14 protein-coding genes are annotated in these 13,756 nt (G+C 57.1%); 3 read left to right on the forward strand and 11 right to left on the reverse strand.

Translation table 11 applies throughout. The annotated features are described in order from the left end of the window. Positions 1-18: 18 nt before the first annotated feature. The 5 genes from fkpB to murJ form a co-directional block, all read right to left on the reverse strand. The gene (gene fkpB / locus EE949_RS03535; protein ID WP_122662933.1) at positions 19-471 is read right to left on the reverse strand and encodes an FKBP-type peptidyl-prolyl cis-trans isomerase; all 453 of its coding nucleotides are present in this window, start codon (positions 469-471) and stop codon (positions 19-21) included. Next, positions 464-967 carry a signal peptidase II gene (lspA, locus tag EE949_RS03540; RefSeq protein WP_122662935.1) on the reverse strand — a complete coding sequence of 168 codons (504 nt, stop codon included), beginning with the start codon at positions 965-967 and terminating at the stop codon, positions 464-466. Before lspA ends, fkpB begins: the two co-directional genes overlap by 8 nt. Further along, the gene (gene ileS, locus EE949_RS03545) at positions 960-3,791 is read right to left on the reverse strand and encodes an isoleucine--tRNA ligase (RefSeq protein WP_122662937.1); all 2,832 of its coding nucleotides are present in this window, start codon (positions 3,789-3,791) and stop codon (positions 960-962) included. Before ileS ends, lspA begins: the two co-directional genes overlap by 8 nt. Beyond that, the gene (gene ribF / locus EE949_RS03550) at positions 3,788-4,738 is read right to left on the reverse strand and encodes a bifunctional riboflavin kinase/FAD synthetase (protein ID WP_122662940.1); all 951 of its coding nucleotides are present in this window, start codon (positions 4,736-4,738) and stop codon (positions 3,788-3,790) included. Before ribF ends, ileS begins: the two co-directional genes overlap by 4 nt. 134 nt (positions 4,739-4,872) lie before the next feature. Further along, positions 4,873-6,411 (reverse strand): murein biosynthesis integral membrane protein MurJ, encoded by a 1,539-nt coding sequence (gene murJ / locus EE949_RS03555; protein WP_122662942.1) that lies wholly within the window; start codon positions 6,409-6,411, stop codon positions 4,873-4,875. 252 nt (positions 6,412-6,663) lie between these two features. Here murJ and rpsT point away from each other — a divergent pair, with 252 nt between their 5' ends. After that, positions 6,664-6,942, forward strand: a complete 279-nt coding sequence (gene rpsT, locus EE949_RS03565; RefSeq protein ID WP_122662945.1) for a 30S ribosomal protein S20 — start codon at positions 6,664-6,666, stop codon at positions 6,940-6,942. 287 nt (positions 6,943-7,229) lie between these two features. On the opposite strand, the gene EE949_RS03570 is transcribed toward rpsT, so the two are convergent. The 5 genes from EE949_RS03570 to rplU form a co-directional block, all read right to left on the reverse strand. Further along, positions 7,230-7,700: a CreA family protein gene (locus tag EE949_RS03570; protein WP_095096769.1), complete on the reverse strand. Its 471-nt coding sequence runs from the start codon at positions 7,698-7,700 to the stop codon at positions 7,230-7,232. A gap of 148 nt (positions 7,701-7,848) precedes the next feature. Continuing rightward, positions 7,849-8,967, reverse strand: coding sequence for a glutamate 5-kinase (proB, locus tag EE949_RS03575; RefSeq protein WP_087272787.1), 1,119 nt, complete (start codon positions 8,965-8,967; stop codon positions 7,849-7,851). A gap of 103 nt (positions 8,968-9,070) precedes the next feature. Continuing rightward, positions 9,071-10,294, reverse strand: coding sequence for an Obg family GTPase CgtA (cgtA, locus tag EE949_RS03580; RefSeq protein WP_122662948.1), 1,224 nt, complete (start codon positions 10,292-10,294; stop codon positions 9,071-9,073). Positions 10,295-10,528: 234 nt separating this feature from the next. Beyond that, positions 10,529-10,804, reverse strand: coding sequence for a 50S ribosomal protein L27 (gene rpmA, locus EE949_RS03585; RefSeq protein WP_002551972.1), 276 nt, complete (start codon positions 10,802-10,804; stop codon positions 10,529-10,531). A gap of 34 nt (positions 10,805-10,838) precedes the next feature. Beyond that, the gene (rplU, locus tag EE949_RS03590) at positions 10,839-11,153 is read right to left on the reverse strand and encodes a 50S ribosomal protein L21 (RefSeq protein WP_003176051.1); all 315 of its coding nucleotides are present in this window, start codon (positions 11,151-11,153) and stop codon (positions 10,839-10,841) included. Positions 11,154-11,393: 240 nt separating this feature from the next. On the opposite strand from rplU, the gene EE949_RS03595 reads away from it, so the two are divergent. Together EE949_RS03595 and EE949_RS03600 are read left to right on the forward strand one after the other, a co-directional pair. Then, positions 11,394-12,362 carry a polyprenyl synthetase family protein gene (locus tag EE949_RS03595; protein ID WP_122662950.1) on the forward strand — a complete coding sequence of 323 codons (969 nt, stop codon included), beginning with the start codon at positions 11,394-11,396 and terminating at the stop codon, positions 12,360-12,362. A gap of 300 nt (positions 12,363-12,662) precedes the next feature. Continuing rightward, on the forward strand, positions 12,663-12,905 hold the full coding sequence (locus EE949_RS03600; protein WP_027901849.1) for a PA4570 family protein: 243 nt from the start codon (positions 12,663-12,665) through the stop codon (positions 12,903-12,905). Positions 12,906-12,984: 79 nt separating this feature from the next. Here EE949_RS03600 and EE949_RS03605 read toward each other — a convergent pair whose 3' ends face one another. Then, positions 12,985-13,602 (reverse strand): FKBP-type peptidyl-prolyl cis-trans isomerase, encoded by a 618-nt coding sequence (locus EE949_RS03605; protein ID WP_122662953.1) that lies wholly within the window; start codon positions 13,600-13,602, stop codon positions 12,985-12,987. Between the last annotated feature and the right edge of the window lie 154 nt (positions 13,603-13,756).

Genomic DNA, 13,756 nt, shown 5'->3' on the forward strand with positions numbered 1-13,756 from the left:
GCTCAGGTTCAAGCTTGTTCAGAGCGCCTTGACCTCGAAGATTTCCACTTCGAAGCTCAGGGTCTTGCCCGCCAGCGGGTGATTGAAGTCGATGGTCACCTGCGCGTCATCGAAAGCCTTCACCACACCCGGCAGCTCAGTATTGGCGGCATCATTGAAGATCACCAGCAAACCTTCCGACAGCTCCATGTCCTGGAACTGCGAACGGGGGATGATCTGCACGTTTTGCGGGTTCGGCTGACCAAAGGCGTTTTCCGGCAAGACTTGCACAGTGCGCTTGTCACCCGCCTTGAAGCCGAACAATGCAGCTTCAAAGCCAGGCAGCAGGTTGCCGTCACCCACCTTGAAGGTGGCCGGAGCCTTTTCAAAGGTGCTGTCGACTGTTTCGCCGTTCTCCAGGCGCAAAGCAAAATGCAGAGTGACTTCCGTGTTCTGACCGATGCGCTGCTCGGTCAATACCTGTTCAGTCATTAACGGTTTCTCCGGTTTTCTTGCTCTTGAACATGTCCAGCGCCAGCATGATTGCACCGACAGTAATCGCGCTGTCAGCGACGTTGAATGCCGGGAAGCCGTGCTCTTTCCAGTGTACGAAGATGAAGTCGATCACATGCCCGATGACGATGCGGTCGTACAGGTTACCCAGCGCGCCGCCCAGCACCAGCGCAAGCGCAATGGCAAGCCATGTCTCGTCTCGCCCCAAACGCTTGAGCCAGACGACCAGCACCACACTGACCACAATCGCGATCAGGGCGAACAGCCAGCGCTGCCAGCCCGAACTGTCGGCCAGGAAGCTGAAGGCCGCACCAGTGTTGTAAGCCAGCATCCAGCTGAAGTAGTCCGGAATGATCACGATCTGTTCGTACAATTCCAGACGGTGCTCGAAGTAATACTTGCTGGCCTGGTCAATGACCAGGACCAGCAGGCTCAACCAGAGCCAGGCCAAGCGGCCAAAACCAGCCTTAGGCATAGTGACGAACCTCGCCAGCACCGCTGATGTTGTCTACGCAACGGCCGCAGATTTCCGGATGCTCCGGGTTCACGCCAACGTCAGCACGGTGATGCCAGCAACGGGCGCACTTGGCGTGGCCGGACTTGACGACTTTGAGCTTCAGACCCGACACCTCAGTCACCACCGCATCGGCCGGTGCATCGAGCAATGGCGCGACACTGGCCGTGGAGGTGATCAGCACAAAGCGCAGTTCGTTGCTCAGTTTCGACAGGTCGGCGACCAGCGCGTCTTCAGCATACAGAGTCACTTCAGCTTGCAGGTTGCCGCCAATCGCCTTGGCTGCGCGCAGGTTTTCCATTTCCTTGTTGACCGCCACCTTCACCGCCATGATCCGCTCCCAGTAGGCGCGGTCCAGCTCGAAGTCAGCCGGCATTTCGCTCAGGCCTTCGTACCAGGTGTTGAGCATGACCGACTCGTTACGCTCGCCCGGCAGGTACTGCCACAGCTCATCGGCGGTGAACGCCAGGATCGGCGCGATCCAGCGCACCAGCGCTTCGGAGATGTGGAACAGCGCGGTCTGGCAGGAACGCCGTGCGGTGCTGTCCGCCGCGGTGGTGTATTGACGGTCCTTGATGATGTCCAGATAGAAACCACCCAACTCCTGCACGCAGAAGTTGTGGATCTTGGAGTACACGTTCCAGAAACGGTATTCGCCGTAATGCTCTTCCAGCTCACGCTGCAGCAGCAAGGTACGGTCGACAGCCCAACGGTCCAGCGCGAGCATTTCTTCCGGCGGCAGGATATCGGTAGCCGGATTGAAACCGCTCAGATTGGAGAGCAGGAAACGCGCCGTGTTGCGGATCCGCCGGTAGGCGTCAGCGCTGCGTTGCAGGATCTGATCGGAAACCGCCATTTCACCGGAATAGTCAGTCGCCGAGACCCACAGACGCATGATGTCGGCGCCCAGAGTGTCGTTAACCTTTTGTGGCGCGATGACGTTGCCCAGCGACTTGGACATCTTGCGGCCGTTTTCGTCTACGGTGAAACCGTGGGTCAGCAATTCGCGGTAAGGCGCGTGGTTATCGATTGCACACCCCGTCAGCAGCGAGGAGTGGAACCAGCCACGGTGCTGGTCGGAACCTTCCAGGTACAAGTCGGCACGCGGGCCGGTCTCATGACCCATCGGGTGCGAACCGCGCAGCACGTGCCAGTGCGTAGTACCCGAGTCGAACCAGACATCCAGCGTGTCGGAAATCTTGTCGTACTTCGACGCTTCGTCACCCAGCAATTCGGCGGCGTCCAGCTTGAACCAGGCTTCGATGCCTTCTTTCTCGACGCGCTGAGCGACTTCTTCCATCAGTTCAACGGTGCGCGGGTGCAGCTCGCCGCTTTCCTTGTGCAGGAAGAACGGGATCGGCACGCCCCAGTTGCGCTGACGGGAGATGCACCAGTCCGGGCGATTGGCGATCATCGAGTGCAGGCGAGCCTGACCCCATGCCGGAACGAACTGGGTGTCTTCGATGGCTTTCACGGCCCGCTCGCGCAGGGTGTCGCCCGTCTCAGGCTGCTTGTCCATGCCCACGAACCACTGCGCGGTGGCGCGGTAGATCAGTGGCGACTTGTGACGCCAGCAGTGCATGTAGCTGTGGGTGATGGTCTCGGTGTCCATCAGGCTGCCGACTTCGGCCAGCTTGTCGATGATCGCCTGGTTGGCCTTGAAGATGAACTGGCCACCGAAGAACTCCAGCGAATCGACATACACACCGTTGCTCTGCACCGGGCTGATGATGTCGTCGTTGGTCAAGCCGTAGCTTTTGCTGATCACAAAGTCGTCGACGCCGTAAGCGGGCGAGCAGTGAACTACACCAGTACCAGCGCCCAACTCGACGTAGTCAGCCAGATACACAGGCGACAGGCGGTCGTAGAATGGGTGACGGAAGTTGATGAGTTCCAGGGCGGCACCGGTCGTAGTCGCAATGACGGTGCCTTCCAGTTTGTAGCGGCTCAAGCAGCTTTCAACCAGTTCTGAAGCCAGGACCAGCAATCTGTCGCCGACATCCACCAGCGAGTATTCGAACTCGGGATGAACGTTCAACGCCTGGTTGGCCGGGATGGTCCACGGGGTGGTGGTCCAGATCACGATGGCAGCAGGCTTGCTCAACGACTCCACGCCGAACGCAGCGGCCAGCCTGGCCTCATCGGCAATCGGGAACGCCACGTCGATAGTCGAAGACTTCTTGTCCTGATATTCGACTTCTGCTTCAGCCAACGCCGAACCGCAATCGAAACACCAGTTCACAGGCTTGAGACCCTTGAACACGAAACCGCCTTTGACCATTTCCGCCAGCGCACGGATTTCGCCGGCTTCGTTGGTGAAATTCATGGTCAGGTAAGGCTTGTCCCAATCGCCCAGTACACCCAGACGGATGAACTCGGCCTTTTGACCTTCAACTTGCTGCGCCGCATAGGCGCGGCACAGTTCGCGGGTCTTGTCGGCGGACAGGTTCTTGCCGTGGGTCACTTCAACCTTGTGCTCGATCGGCAGACCATGGCAATCCCAGCCCGGAACATAAGGCGCGTCAAAACCCGACAGGGTCTTGGAGCGCACGATCATGTCCTTGAGAATCTTGTTAACGGCGTGACCGATGTGAATATTGCCGTTGGCGTAAGGAGGACCGTCGTGCAGAACGAACTTGGGACGATCCTTGCCAATTTCGCGCAGCTTCTGGTACAGGCCAATGCTGTCCCAGCGCTGCAGAGTTTGCGGCTCGCGCTGGGGCAGGCCGGCCTTCATTGGGAAGGCGGTGTCCGGAAGATTAAGCGTGGCTTTGTAGTCGGTCATTTCAGGCTCTTGATTAGCGATTGACCATGCCAATGGGCACGGGCGGCGGCGACATCCGCATTGATTGCCGTCTTGAGCGCCTCCAGGGAGGCGAAACGCTGCTCATCACGCAGCTTATGGTGGAAAGCCACCGTCAAACGCCGGTCGTAAAGATCACCGGCAAAATCCAGAAGATGCACTTCAAGGTGGGCACTGCCATCACCTGCCACGGTCGGACGCACGCCAATATTGGCGACGCCCGGCCAGGTCTTGCCATCGATGCTTGCACTGACCAGATAAACACCGGTCAGCGGCACTCGACGACGCTTGAGCTGCACATTGGCAGTAGGCGTACCCAGCTGCCGCGCCAGCTTCTGGCCATGCAAAATCCGCCCGGTAATCCGGAACGGACGCCCGAGCATACGCTCGGCCAGGGCGAAATCCGCCACGGCCAGAGCATTACGCACCTTGGTGCTGCTGACGCGAACGCCATCGATTTCAACGGTCTGCGCCGCCTCCACCGTAAAGCCGCGCTCGTTACCCGCTTGTTGCAGGAAGTCGAAGTCGCCGATCCGGTCGCAACCGAAGCGGAAATCATCGCCGACCTCAAGATGTTGTATGCCCAAGCCGTCGATCAGAACCGTGTCGACAAATTCAGCAGCGCTGAGTTTGCGCAGCCGCTGATTGAATGCCAGGCACAACACCCGATCAACACCTTCAGCGGCCAGCAGTTCCAGCTTGTCACGCAAGCGTGCCAGACGGGCGGGAGCAGTTGCCGGCGCAAAAAACTCACGCGGCTGCGGCTCGAAAATGACCACGCAACTGGGCACGCCCAACTCGACCGCTCGATCACGCAAACGCCCCAGGATAGCCTGGTGGCCCCGGTGAACACCGTCAAAGTTGCCAATGGTGGCGACGCAGCCCCGATGCTGGGGGCGCAGATTGTGGAGGCCTCGAACCAGCTGCATAACGCACTTCTTGCTCATAAAGTGGCCGATTATAACCACACACAGCCCCGGACGACAGGCAACACGCCGAGGCAAAACAACAGTCATCGTTCCATAACGGAAAAAACCGACGACTACCCGTTACAAACTCTTGCCTACAGGACCGCGCTACGGGCGAAATCCTTCAGGCGGAAACCCAACAGCAACAACGTCGCGAAATACGCCACTACCCCGGCCGCGACCAACCCACCCAGACGAATAAAGCGCTCCAGCATTTGTCCGTCACTCCAGGCTGGCATCAAATGCATCAGCCCCAGCAACACAGCGGACATAACGCCGACCGCCAGACACAGCTTTAACAGAAACTTCGTCCATCCCGGCTGCGGCTGAAACAGATCCTGCTTGCGCAACTGCCAGAACAGCAACAGCGCGTTGATACAAGCGCCGACGCTGATCGCCAACGCCAGCCCGGCATGTTGCAGCGGGATGATGAAGGCCAGGTTAAGCAGTTGAGTAACAATAAGGGTGAAGATGGCGATTTTCACCGGGGTGCGAATATTTTGTTGTGCATAAAAACCCGGCGCGAGCACTTTGATCAGAATGATGCCCAGCAAACCGACGGAATAGGCAATCAAGGCACGCTGGGTCATGGCCGCGTCCACGGCGTCGAATTTGCCGTACTGGAACAATGAAACGGTTAACGGCTCGGCGAGAATTCCCAGTGCCAGCGTGCATGGCAAAACCAGCACAAAACACAGGCGCAGCCCCCAGTCGAGAATTCGCGAATATTCCTGACGATCCTTGCTGGCATAGGTCTTCGACAGAATCGGCAGGAGGATCGTGCCCAGCGCCACGCCCAACACCCCGGACGGCAGCTCCATCAGGCGGTCTGCGTAGTACATCCATGACACCGACCCTGCCACGAGAAACGAAGCAAAAATCGTATTGATGATCAGAGAAATCTGACTGACCGACACGCCAAGGATGGCAGGCAGCATCTGCTTCATCACCCGCCACACGCCCGTGTCACGCAGATTCAGCCGCGGCAGCACCAACATGCCGATTTTCTTCAGGTGCGGCAATTGATAGAGCAATTGCAACAGGCCGCCGACCAACACCGCCCAGCCCAGCGCCATGACCGGCGGATCGAAGTACGGGGTGAGAAACAAGGCAAAGAAAATCATGCTGACATTGAGCAGCGTCGGCACAAAAGCCGGAACCGAAAAGCGGTTCCAGGTGTTGAGAATCGCGCCCGCCAGGGAGGACAGGGAAATCAGCAATATATAAGGAAAGGTCACTCGCAACAGATCGGAGGTCAGCGCGAATTTTTCCGGCGTATCAGCAAAGCCCGGCGCGGTTGCCCAGATAACCCAGGGAGCAGCGATGATCCCCAGCAACGTGACAAGCGCCAGAACCAGCGTGAGCAAACCCGTGACGTAAGCCACGAACGTGCGGGTGGCCTCCTCGCCTTGCTGGCTTTTATATTCGGCGAGAATAGGCACGAACGCCTGAGAAAAAGCACCTTCAGCAAAAATCCGGCGCAGCAAATTGGGCAATTTAAAGGCGATAAAGAAAGCATCGGTCGCCATTCCGGCGCCAAATGTTCGCGCAATGATGGTGTCCCGAACAAAGCCCAACACCCGTGAAAGCATGGTGATAGAGCTGACGGCAGCCAATGATTTGAGTAGGTTCATTAAAGAATTTCGCGCCTAGGCTAAAGGACCGGGCGATTAACCTGTCCATTTATGCAATACTCCGCGCCGCAAAAGCACAGAGGCAAAGTCGGCGAGTTTACAGGTCGCGCACCGGAAATAAATATCCCGGGCAAACATAGCGACCACTCAGCGGATCCGATAACCCCCCCTTGACAATCAATCCAGTCATCGGCATGATTCGCGGCCTATTTTGTAAGCTATTCCCTAAAAAGTCTTTCGAGGAGCTCGACGGTGGCCAACACACCTTCCGCCAAAAAACGTGCAAAACAGGCTGAGAAGCGTCGCAGCCACAACGCCAGCCTGCGTTCCATGGTTCGTACCTACATCAAGAATGTAGTTAAAGCCATCGACGCAAAAGACGCTGAAAAAGCACAAGCTGCTTACGTTCTGGCCGTGCCAGTTATCGACCGTATGGCCGATAAAGGCATCATCCACAAGAACAAAGCTGCTCGTCATAAGAGCCGCCTGAACGGTCACATCAAAGATCTGACCGTGGCAGCTGCAGCCTAAGCGATAAGCTTAAGCCGTAAAAAAACCGACCCAAGGGTCGGTTTTTTGTTGCCTGCGATTTGTTGAATCACAACAACCCACCACCCAGACGCCGCACTGTCGCGCAGCAAACATAACCCTGTAGGAGTGAGCTTGCTCGCGATAGCAGTAGAACTGTTAAGAAGATATCGCCTGAGCTGACGCTATCGCGAGCAAGCTCACTCCTACAGAAAAAGCATTTAAACCCAGATAGCTATTTATATTCGCAACACAAAACCTCGCGAACAAGTTCGCTCCTACCGGAAATCTTACGGCGCGGGAGCAGGCGACCACGGCAGGATCGGGATCGCAGTCACCGCATTCTGAGGACTGCCCTCGATAATCCGGTCGCTGTAAACCAGATAAACCAGCGCATTGCGCTTTTTATCGAAGAAGCGCACGACCTGCATAGTCTTGAAAACCAGCGAAGTGCGCTCCTTGAATACCTCGTCGCCATCCTTCAGCTCACCTTTGAAATGGATAGGCCCCACCTGACGACAGGCTATCGAAGCCTCAGCGCGATCCTCAGCCAGACCAAGACCACCCTTCACCCCACCCGTTTTGGCGCGAGACAGATAGCACGTCACGCCATCGACCTTGGGATCATCGAAAGCTTCGACCACAATACGATCGTTCGGGCCGACGAGCTTGAACACCGTCGACACCTGACCAATCTCTTCAGCAGAAGCCAGCATCGGCAGCACCAGCAAAGCCCCGAGCAGTCCCTTCATTACGCGCATTACGTGTTCCTTATCTTGTGGAAAGCTAGCTACCGGCGAACGCAGAACCCGTAGGAGCGCGCTTGCCCGCGATTGCGTAAGGTCAGCCAAAATGTACTGCCCGACCTTACGCAATCGCGGGCAAGCGCGCTCCTACAGGAACAGCATTTCAAACCAGAATCAGGTTATCGCGATGAACCAGCTCAGGCTCAGCCATGTAACCGAGCACACGCACGATCGCATCGGATGACTGACCAATAATCTTCTGCGCCTCAAGCGCACTGTAATTACTCAGACCACGTGCAACTTCGCGACCATCAGGCGCTACGCACACGACCATCTCGCCACGACGGAAGCTGCCTTGGACCAGTTTGACCCCAACAGGCAGCAGGCTTTTGTGATCCTTGCTCAACGCAGCCACGGCACCTTCGTCCAGCACAAGCGTGCCGCGAGTCTGCAAGTGCCCCGCTAGCCACTGCTTGCGAGCTGCGAGCATTTCACGCTCAGGCGACAGCAACGTGCCCAAACGCTCACCCCCTTTAAGACGCGCAAGCACGCGCTCAATGCGCCCACCGACAATCACCGTGTGAGCACCCGAACGGGCCGCCAATCGCGCAGCACGCAATTTAGTTTGCATACCCCCACGACCCAGGGCACCACCCGTGCCACCCGCCACAGCGTCAAGCGCCGGATCATCAGCGCGCGCTTCGTAGATCAGTTGAGCTTCAGGATTGTTGCGCGGATCAGCATCGAACATGCCGTCACGATCCGTCAGGATCACCAGCAAGTCAGCTTCGACAAGGTTGGCAACCAGCGCTGCCAGCGTATCGTTGTCGCCGAAGCGAATCTCATCAGTGACGACCGTGTCATTTTCGTTAATGACCGGCACGACCCCCAAATCAACCAGGGTACGCAGCGTGCTGCGCGCATTCAGGTAGCGCTTTCGGTCGGAAAGGTCGTCATGAGTCAGAAGAATCTGCGCAGTGTGACGACCATGCTCGGCAAAGCTGGACTCCCACGCCTGCACCAAGCCCATCTGACCGATCGCAGCAGCAGCTTGCAGCTCATGCATGGCACTGGGTCGCGAAGTCCAGCCCAAACGGCTCATACCGGCAGCCACAGCGCCAGAAGAAACCAGGACCAACTCAACGCCAGCTTCATGCAGCGCCACCATCTGCTCAACCCAAACACCCATCGCCGAACGATCCAGCCCCTTGCCATCCGCAGTCAGCAAGGCACTGCCAATCTTCACAACCCAGCGCTGGGCACCCGTCACTTTGCTGCGCATCATCTTCCAACCTTAGCCAGAGAACTTTGAGAGAAACAAATTCAAGATATCAGATACAAAAACGCCGCTTACAAGTAAGCGGCGTCTAGTTTACTGCAGAGAATCAGTCACGGACGTAAATGATTTCCGGACCATCTTCATCATCCTCATCATCTTCATCCCAATCGTCTTCACCGATGTCATGGACGCTCTTCACACCACTACGGCGCAATGCACGCTTGTCATCCAGTGCCTGCAGCTGCGCACGCGCCTCGTCTTCGATACGCTGATCCAGCTCAGCCAGCTCTTCAGCATAGCCAGGCTCTTCGGCGATGCGCAGACTACGCTCTTCTAGATAACGCATGATGTCGCGACTAAGCTGCTCGGTGCCTTCCTTGGAGATAGCCGAGATCACGTAGACAGGGCCAGTCCACTCAAGGCGATCAACGATTTCCTTGACGCGAGCCTCGTGCTCCTCCTCAAGGATCTGGTCACACTTGTTCAGCACCAACCAACGATCACGCTCAGCCAGGGACGGACTGAACTTGACCAGCTCATTGACGATAATTTCAGCGGCATCTGGAGCACTGCTTTCATCCAGAGGAGCCATGTCAACGAGGTGCAGCAGCAAGCGGGTACGCGCAAGGTGCTTGAGGAAGCGAATCCCAAGGCCCGCACCATCGGATGCACCCTCGATCAAACCGGGGATATCTGCAACAACAAAGCTTTTCCAGCGATCAACGCTGACCACACCCAGGTTCGGCACCAGTGTCGTGAACGGATAATCAGCCACTTTCGGCTTGGCAGCAGACACGGAACGAATGAAGGTACTTTTGCCGGCGTTCGGCAACCCCAGCAGACCGACGTCAGCCAGGACCTTCAATTCCAGCTTGAGATCACGCTGATCACCCGGCTTACCTGGCGTAGTCTGGCGCGGAGCACGGTTAGTACTGGATTTGAAACGGGTATTGCCCAGACCGTGCCAGCCACCCATCGCAACCAGCAGACGCTGGCCAGCCTTGGTCAGGTCGCCGATGATTTCCTGGGTACTTGCGTCAATAACCGTAGTGCCTACAGGCACACGCAATACCAGCTCTTCACCCTTCTTGCCGGTGCAGTCGGCACTGCCGCCATTGGAACCGCGCTCAGCATCGAAGTGACGGGTGTAACGGTAATCCACCAGTGTGTTGAGGTTTTCGTCGGCGACCATGAAGATCGAGCCGCCGTCACCACCATCACCACCGTTCGGACCGCCGTTTTCGATGAACTTCTCGCGACGGAAGCTCATGCAACCGTTGCCGCCATCACCGGCTTTTACTCGAATCGATACTTCATCTACAAATTTCATAACGCACGCCTCCCGCCACAGGGACGAGCAGAACAACATAAATACATAAGACTCTTGCAAAAATGAGCGTTGCGATACCGATCAAAAACCAGTGACCTTCAAAGGTCAACATCACAACAGCCCGCACAAACAGCTTTGCAAGAGACTCACCAAAACACTTACAACCTGAAGCCAGCAGCCTTCATAAACGAAAAAGCCCCGTCGCGAGACAGGGCTTTTCCAGCTGCTGCATGATTACGCTGCGGAGACTTCAGTCTTCGGAACGATGCTCACGTAGCGACGACCGAAGGCGCCTTTAACCTGGAACTTGATCACGCCTTCCACTTTCGCGAACAGGGTGTGATCTTTGCCCATGCCAACGCCGTAGCCAGCGTGGAATTGGGTGCCGCGCTGACGCACGATGATGTTGCCCGGAATGATAGCCTGGCCGCCATACATCTTCACGCCAAGGCGTTTGGCTTCTGAGTCGCGACCGTTACGGGTACTACCACCAGCTTTTTTGTGTGCCATGAGTCAATTCTCCTAGTGAGGGATTAGGCTGAAATTAAGCCTGAATACCGGTGATTTTGATCTCGGTGTACCACTGGCGGTGGCCCATACGCTTCATGTGGTGCTTACGACGACGGAACTTGATGATGCGAACTTTGTCGTGGCGACCCTGAGAGATCACTTCAGCTACAACGGTAGCGCCGGCAACAACAGGTGCGCCGATGTTAACGTCGTCGCCGTTGGCAACCAACAGAACGCGATCAAAAGTAACGGATTCGCCGGTAGCGATTTCCAGTTTTTCGATCTTCAGGTATTCACCTGGGGCAACTTTGTACTGCTTGCCACCGGTAACGATTACTGCATAAGACATGGTATTTCTCCGTAAATCCTGCTCACCCAGCTCTTTATAAGTAGAGTATCGGCTGGCATGGCTGCTCGGGGCTGGAAAGGCCCGGTCGCAATTGCGTAAGGCAGGTGCTGCCCAGGAAAGTTAGGGTGCGCGATTGTACGCAAGGCATCAAACGGTTGCAAGAGGCGGGATGTCATACCTTGACACGCTCTAACCCGCAACCTAGCATGCGGCGCAACCCTTCTGGAGCACCTTTCGCTGATGCAACCTCAAGCCTTCTACCGCGCTGTGGCGGACGATTTTAGTGCCGTCGACGTCATTATCAAGCAGCAGCTGACGTCGCGGGTACCGTTGGTCTCGAAAATCGGCGACTACATTACCTCCGCCGGCGGCAAACGCCTGCGCCCACTGCTGGTCCTCCTGTGTGGCAAGGCTCTGGGCCGTGAAGGCGATGACGTACGCCTTCTGGCTGCGACCATCGAATTCCTGCACACCGCGACCCTGCTTCACGATGACGTGGTCGACATGTCCGGCATGCGCCGTGGCCGCTCTACCGCCAATGCCCTTTGGGGCAACGCGCCCAGCGTGCTGGTCGGCGACTTCCTTTATTCCCGCTCTTTCGAAATGATGGTCGAACTGGGCTCTATGCCCGTCATGAAGATCCTTTCGAAAGCGACCCGGGTCATTGCCGAAGGCGAAGTGCTGCAACTGTCGAAAGTTCGCGACGCCAGCACCACCGAAGAAATCTACATGGAAGTGATTCGCGGCAAGACAGCCATGCTCTTCGAAGCCTCGACGCATAGCGCCGCCGCACTGTGCAACGCCACCGAAGAGCAAAGTGAAGCGCTGCGCACCTTTGGTGACCACCTGGGCGTGGCTTTCCAACTGGTAGACGATTTGCTCGATTACCGTGGCGACGCCGAAACCCTGGGCAAGAACGTCGGTGACGATCTGGCCGAAGGCAAGCCAACCCTGCCGCTGATCTACACCATGCGCGAAGGCACCGCCGAACAGGCTGCGCTGGTGCGTCAGGCCATTCAGAAAGGCGGTCTGGAAGATCTGGAAAGCATCCGCAACGCAGTCGAGAGCTCTGGTGCTCTGGACTACACCGCTCAGCTGGCCCGCGATTACGTCGCACGCGCGATCAAATGCCTGGACGCCCTGCCGCCAAGCGAATACCGCGACGCGCTGGTCGAGTTGAGCGAGTTTGCGGTGGCCCGTACCCACTGATCGCCCGCTGAGCCAAAGAGCCCGTCCAATGTGACGGGCTTTTTGTTGGCCAACGAAAATTGGCTGAGCCCGCGATCCTGTGGGAGCGGTGCTTGCCCGCGATAAGGCTGGACGCGGTTCACGTTAGATCGCATTGACCTTATCGCGGGCAAGCCTCGCTCCCACAGGAATGCTATTCCAAATCAACACCGGCGCTGACCCAAATCAACCACTCAGCGTAAAATGCGAACAATTCTCAATAGAGACTTGCTATTCCGCCAATAAGAATTATTCTCATTGCATTGCTCAAGGAGAATCAACATGACTTATTTGATCGACGCATGGCTGGACCGTCCTCACCCCTACCTGCGAATCCTGCATCGCGAAACCGGGGAAGTATGTGCCGTACTGGAGGAGGAAGCGCTGGATGAACTGCGAGATCAGGGCGATCTGGACGTCAACGAGCTGAGTTCAAGCGAGCCAATCGTTCTCAAGGAGTTGGTGCGTAACCTGTTTCTGTTCTGCTATGCCCGAGCGTTGCGCCCGATTGCAGAATTGCACTGACCATGAAGCCAGCTTTTGCAACGGGAGCAGACCGAGCCCGAAGACTCGCCCTGCTCCTCACTGACAGACCTTAAGTCGATCAGAGAACGTCGAGCAGCTCAACGTCGAATACCAGCACGCTGTGCGGCGGGATGCTGCCAACGCCCTGAGCGCCGTAAGCCAACTCGCTCGGTACGTGCAGACGCCATTTGCTGCCGGCGTTCATCAGTTGCAGCGCCTCGGTCCAGCCAGCGATAACGCCACCGACCGGGAATTCAGCGGGTTCGCCACGCTCGTAGGAGCTGTCGAACACAGTGCCGTCAGTCAGCATGCCGTGGTAGTGGGTGCGAACCTGATCTTCACGGGTCGGCTTGGCGCCAGTACCAGTGGTCAGCACTTCAAATTGCAGGCCGGACGGCAGAGTGGTAACGCCTTCGCGCTTGCCATTCTCAGCCAGGTAAGCCAGACCGGCACCAGCAGCCTCTTCAGCTTTGGCAGCGGCTTCGGCTTGCATGATTTCGCGGATAACCTTGAAGCTGGCGGACATTTCTTCTTCGCCAACGCGGCTTGGTTTGCCACCGAAAGCATCGGTCAGGCCAGCCAGGATCGCGTCCAGGTTAACGCCCGGCGGAGGGTTGTCGCGCAGTTGGCCGCCCAACTGACGGCCAATGCCGTAGCTGACGCGAGTTTCGTCGGTGGACAAGTTGACTTCGGACATATCACTGCTCCGCTAAAGGAACGCCTTAACCAGACGCTCCGAATCAAAAGGGCGAGCAGCCTAGCACATGAAGTACCGGCATACGCCACTGTAGGAGCTGCCGAAGGCTGCGAAAGCGATATTCCTGCCACACTGCTGTTCGCAGCCTGCGGCA

Source organism: Pseudomonas viridiflava (genome assembly GCF_900602065.1).
In the GTDB taxonomy this organism is placed as follows: Bacteria; Pseudomonadota; Gammaproteobacteria; order Pseudomonadales; family Pseudomonadaceae; genus Aquipseudomonas.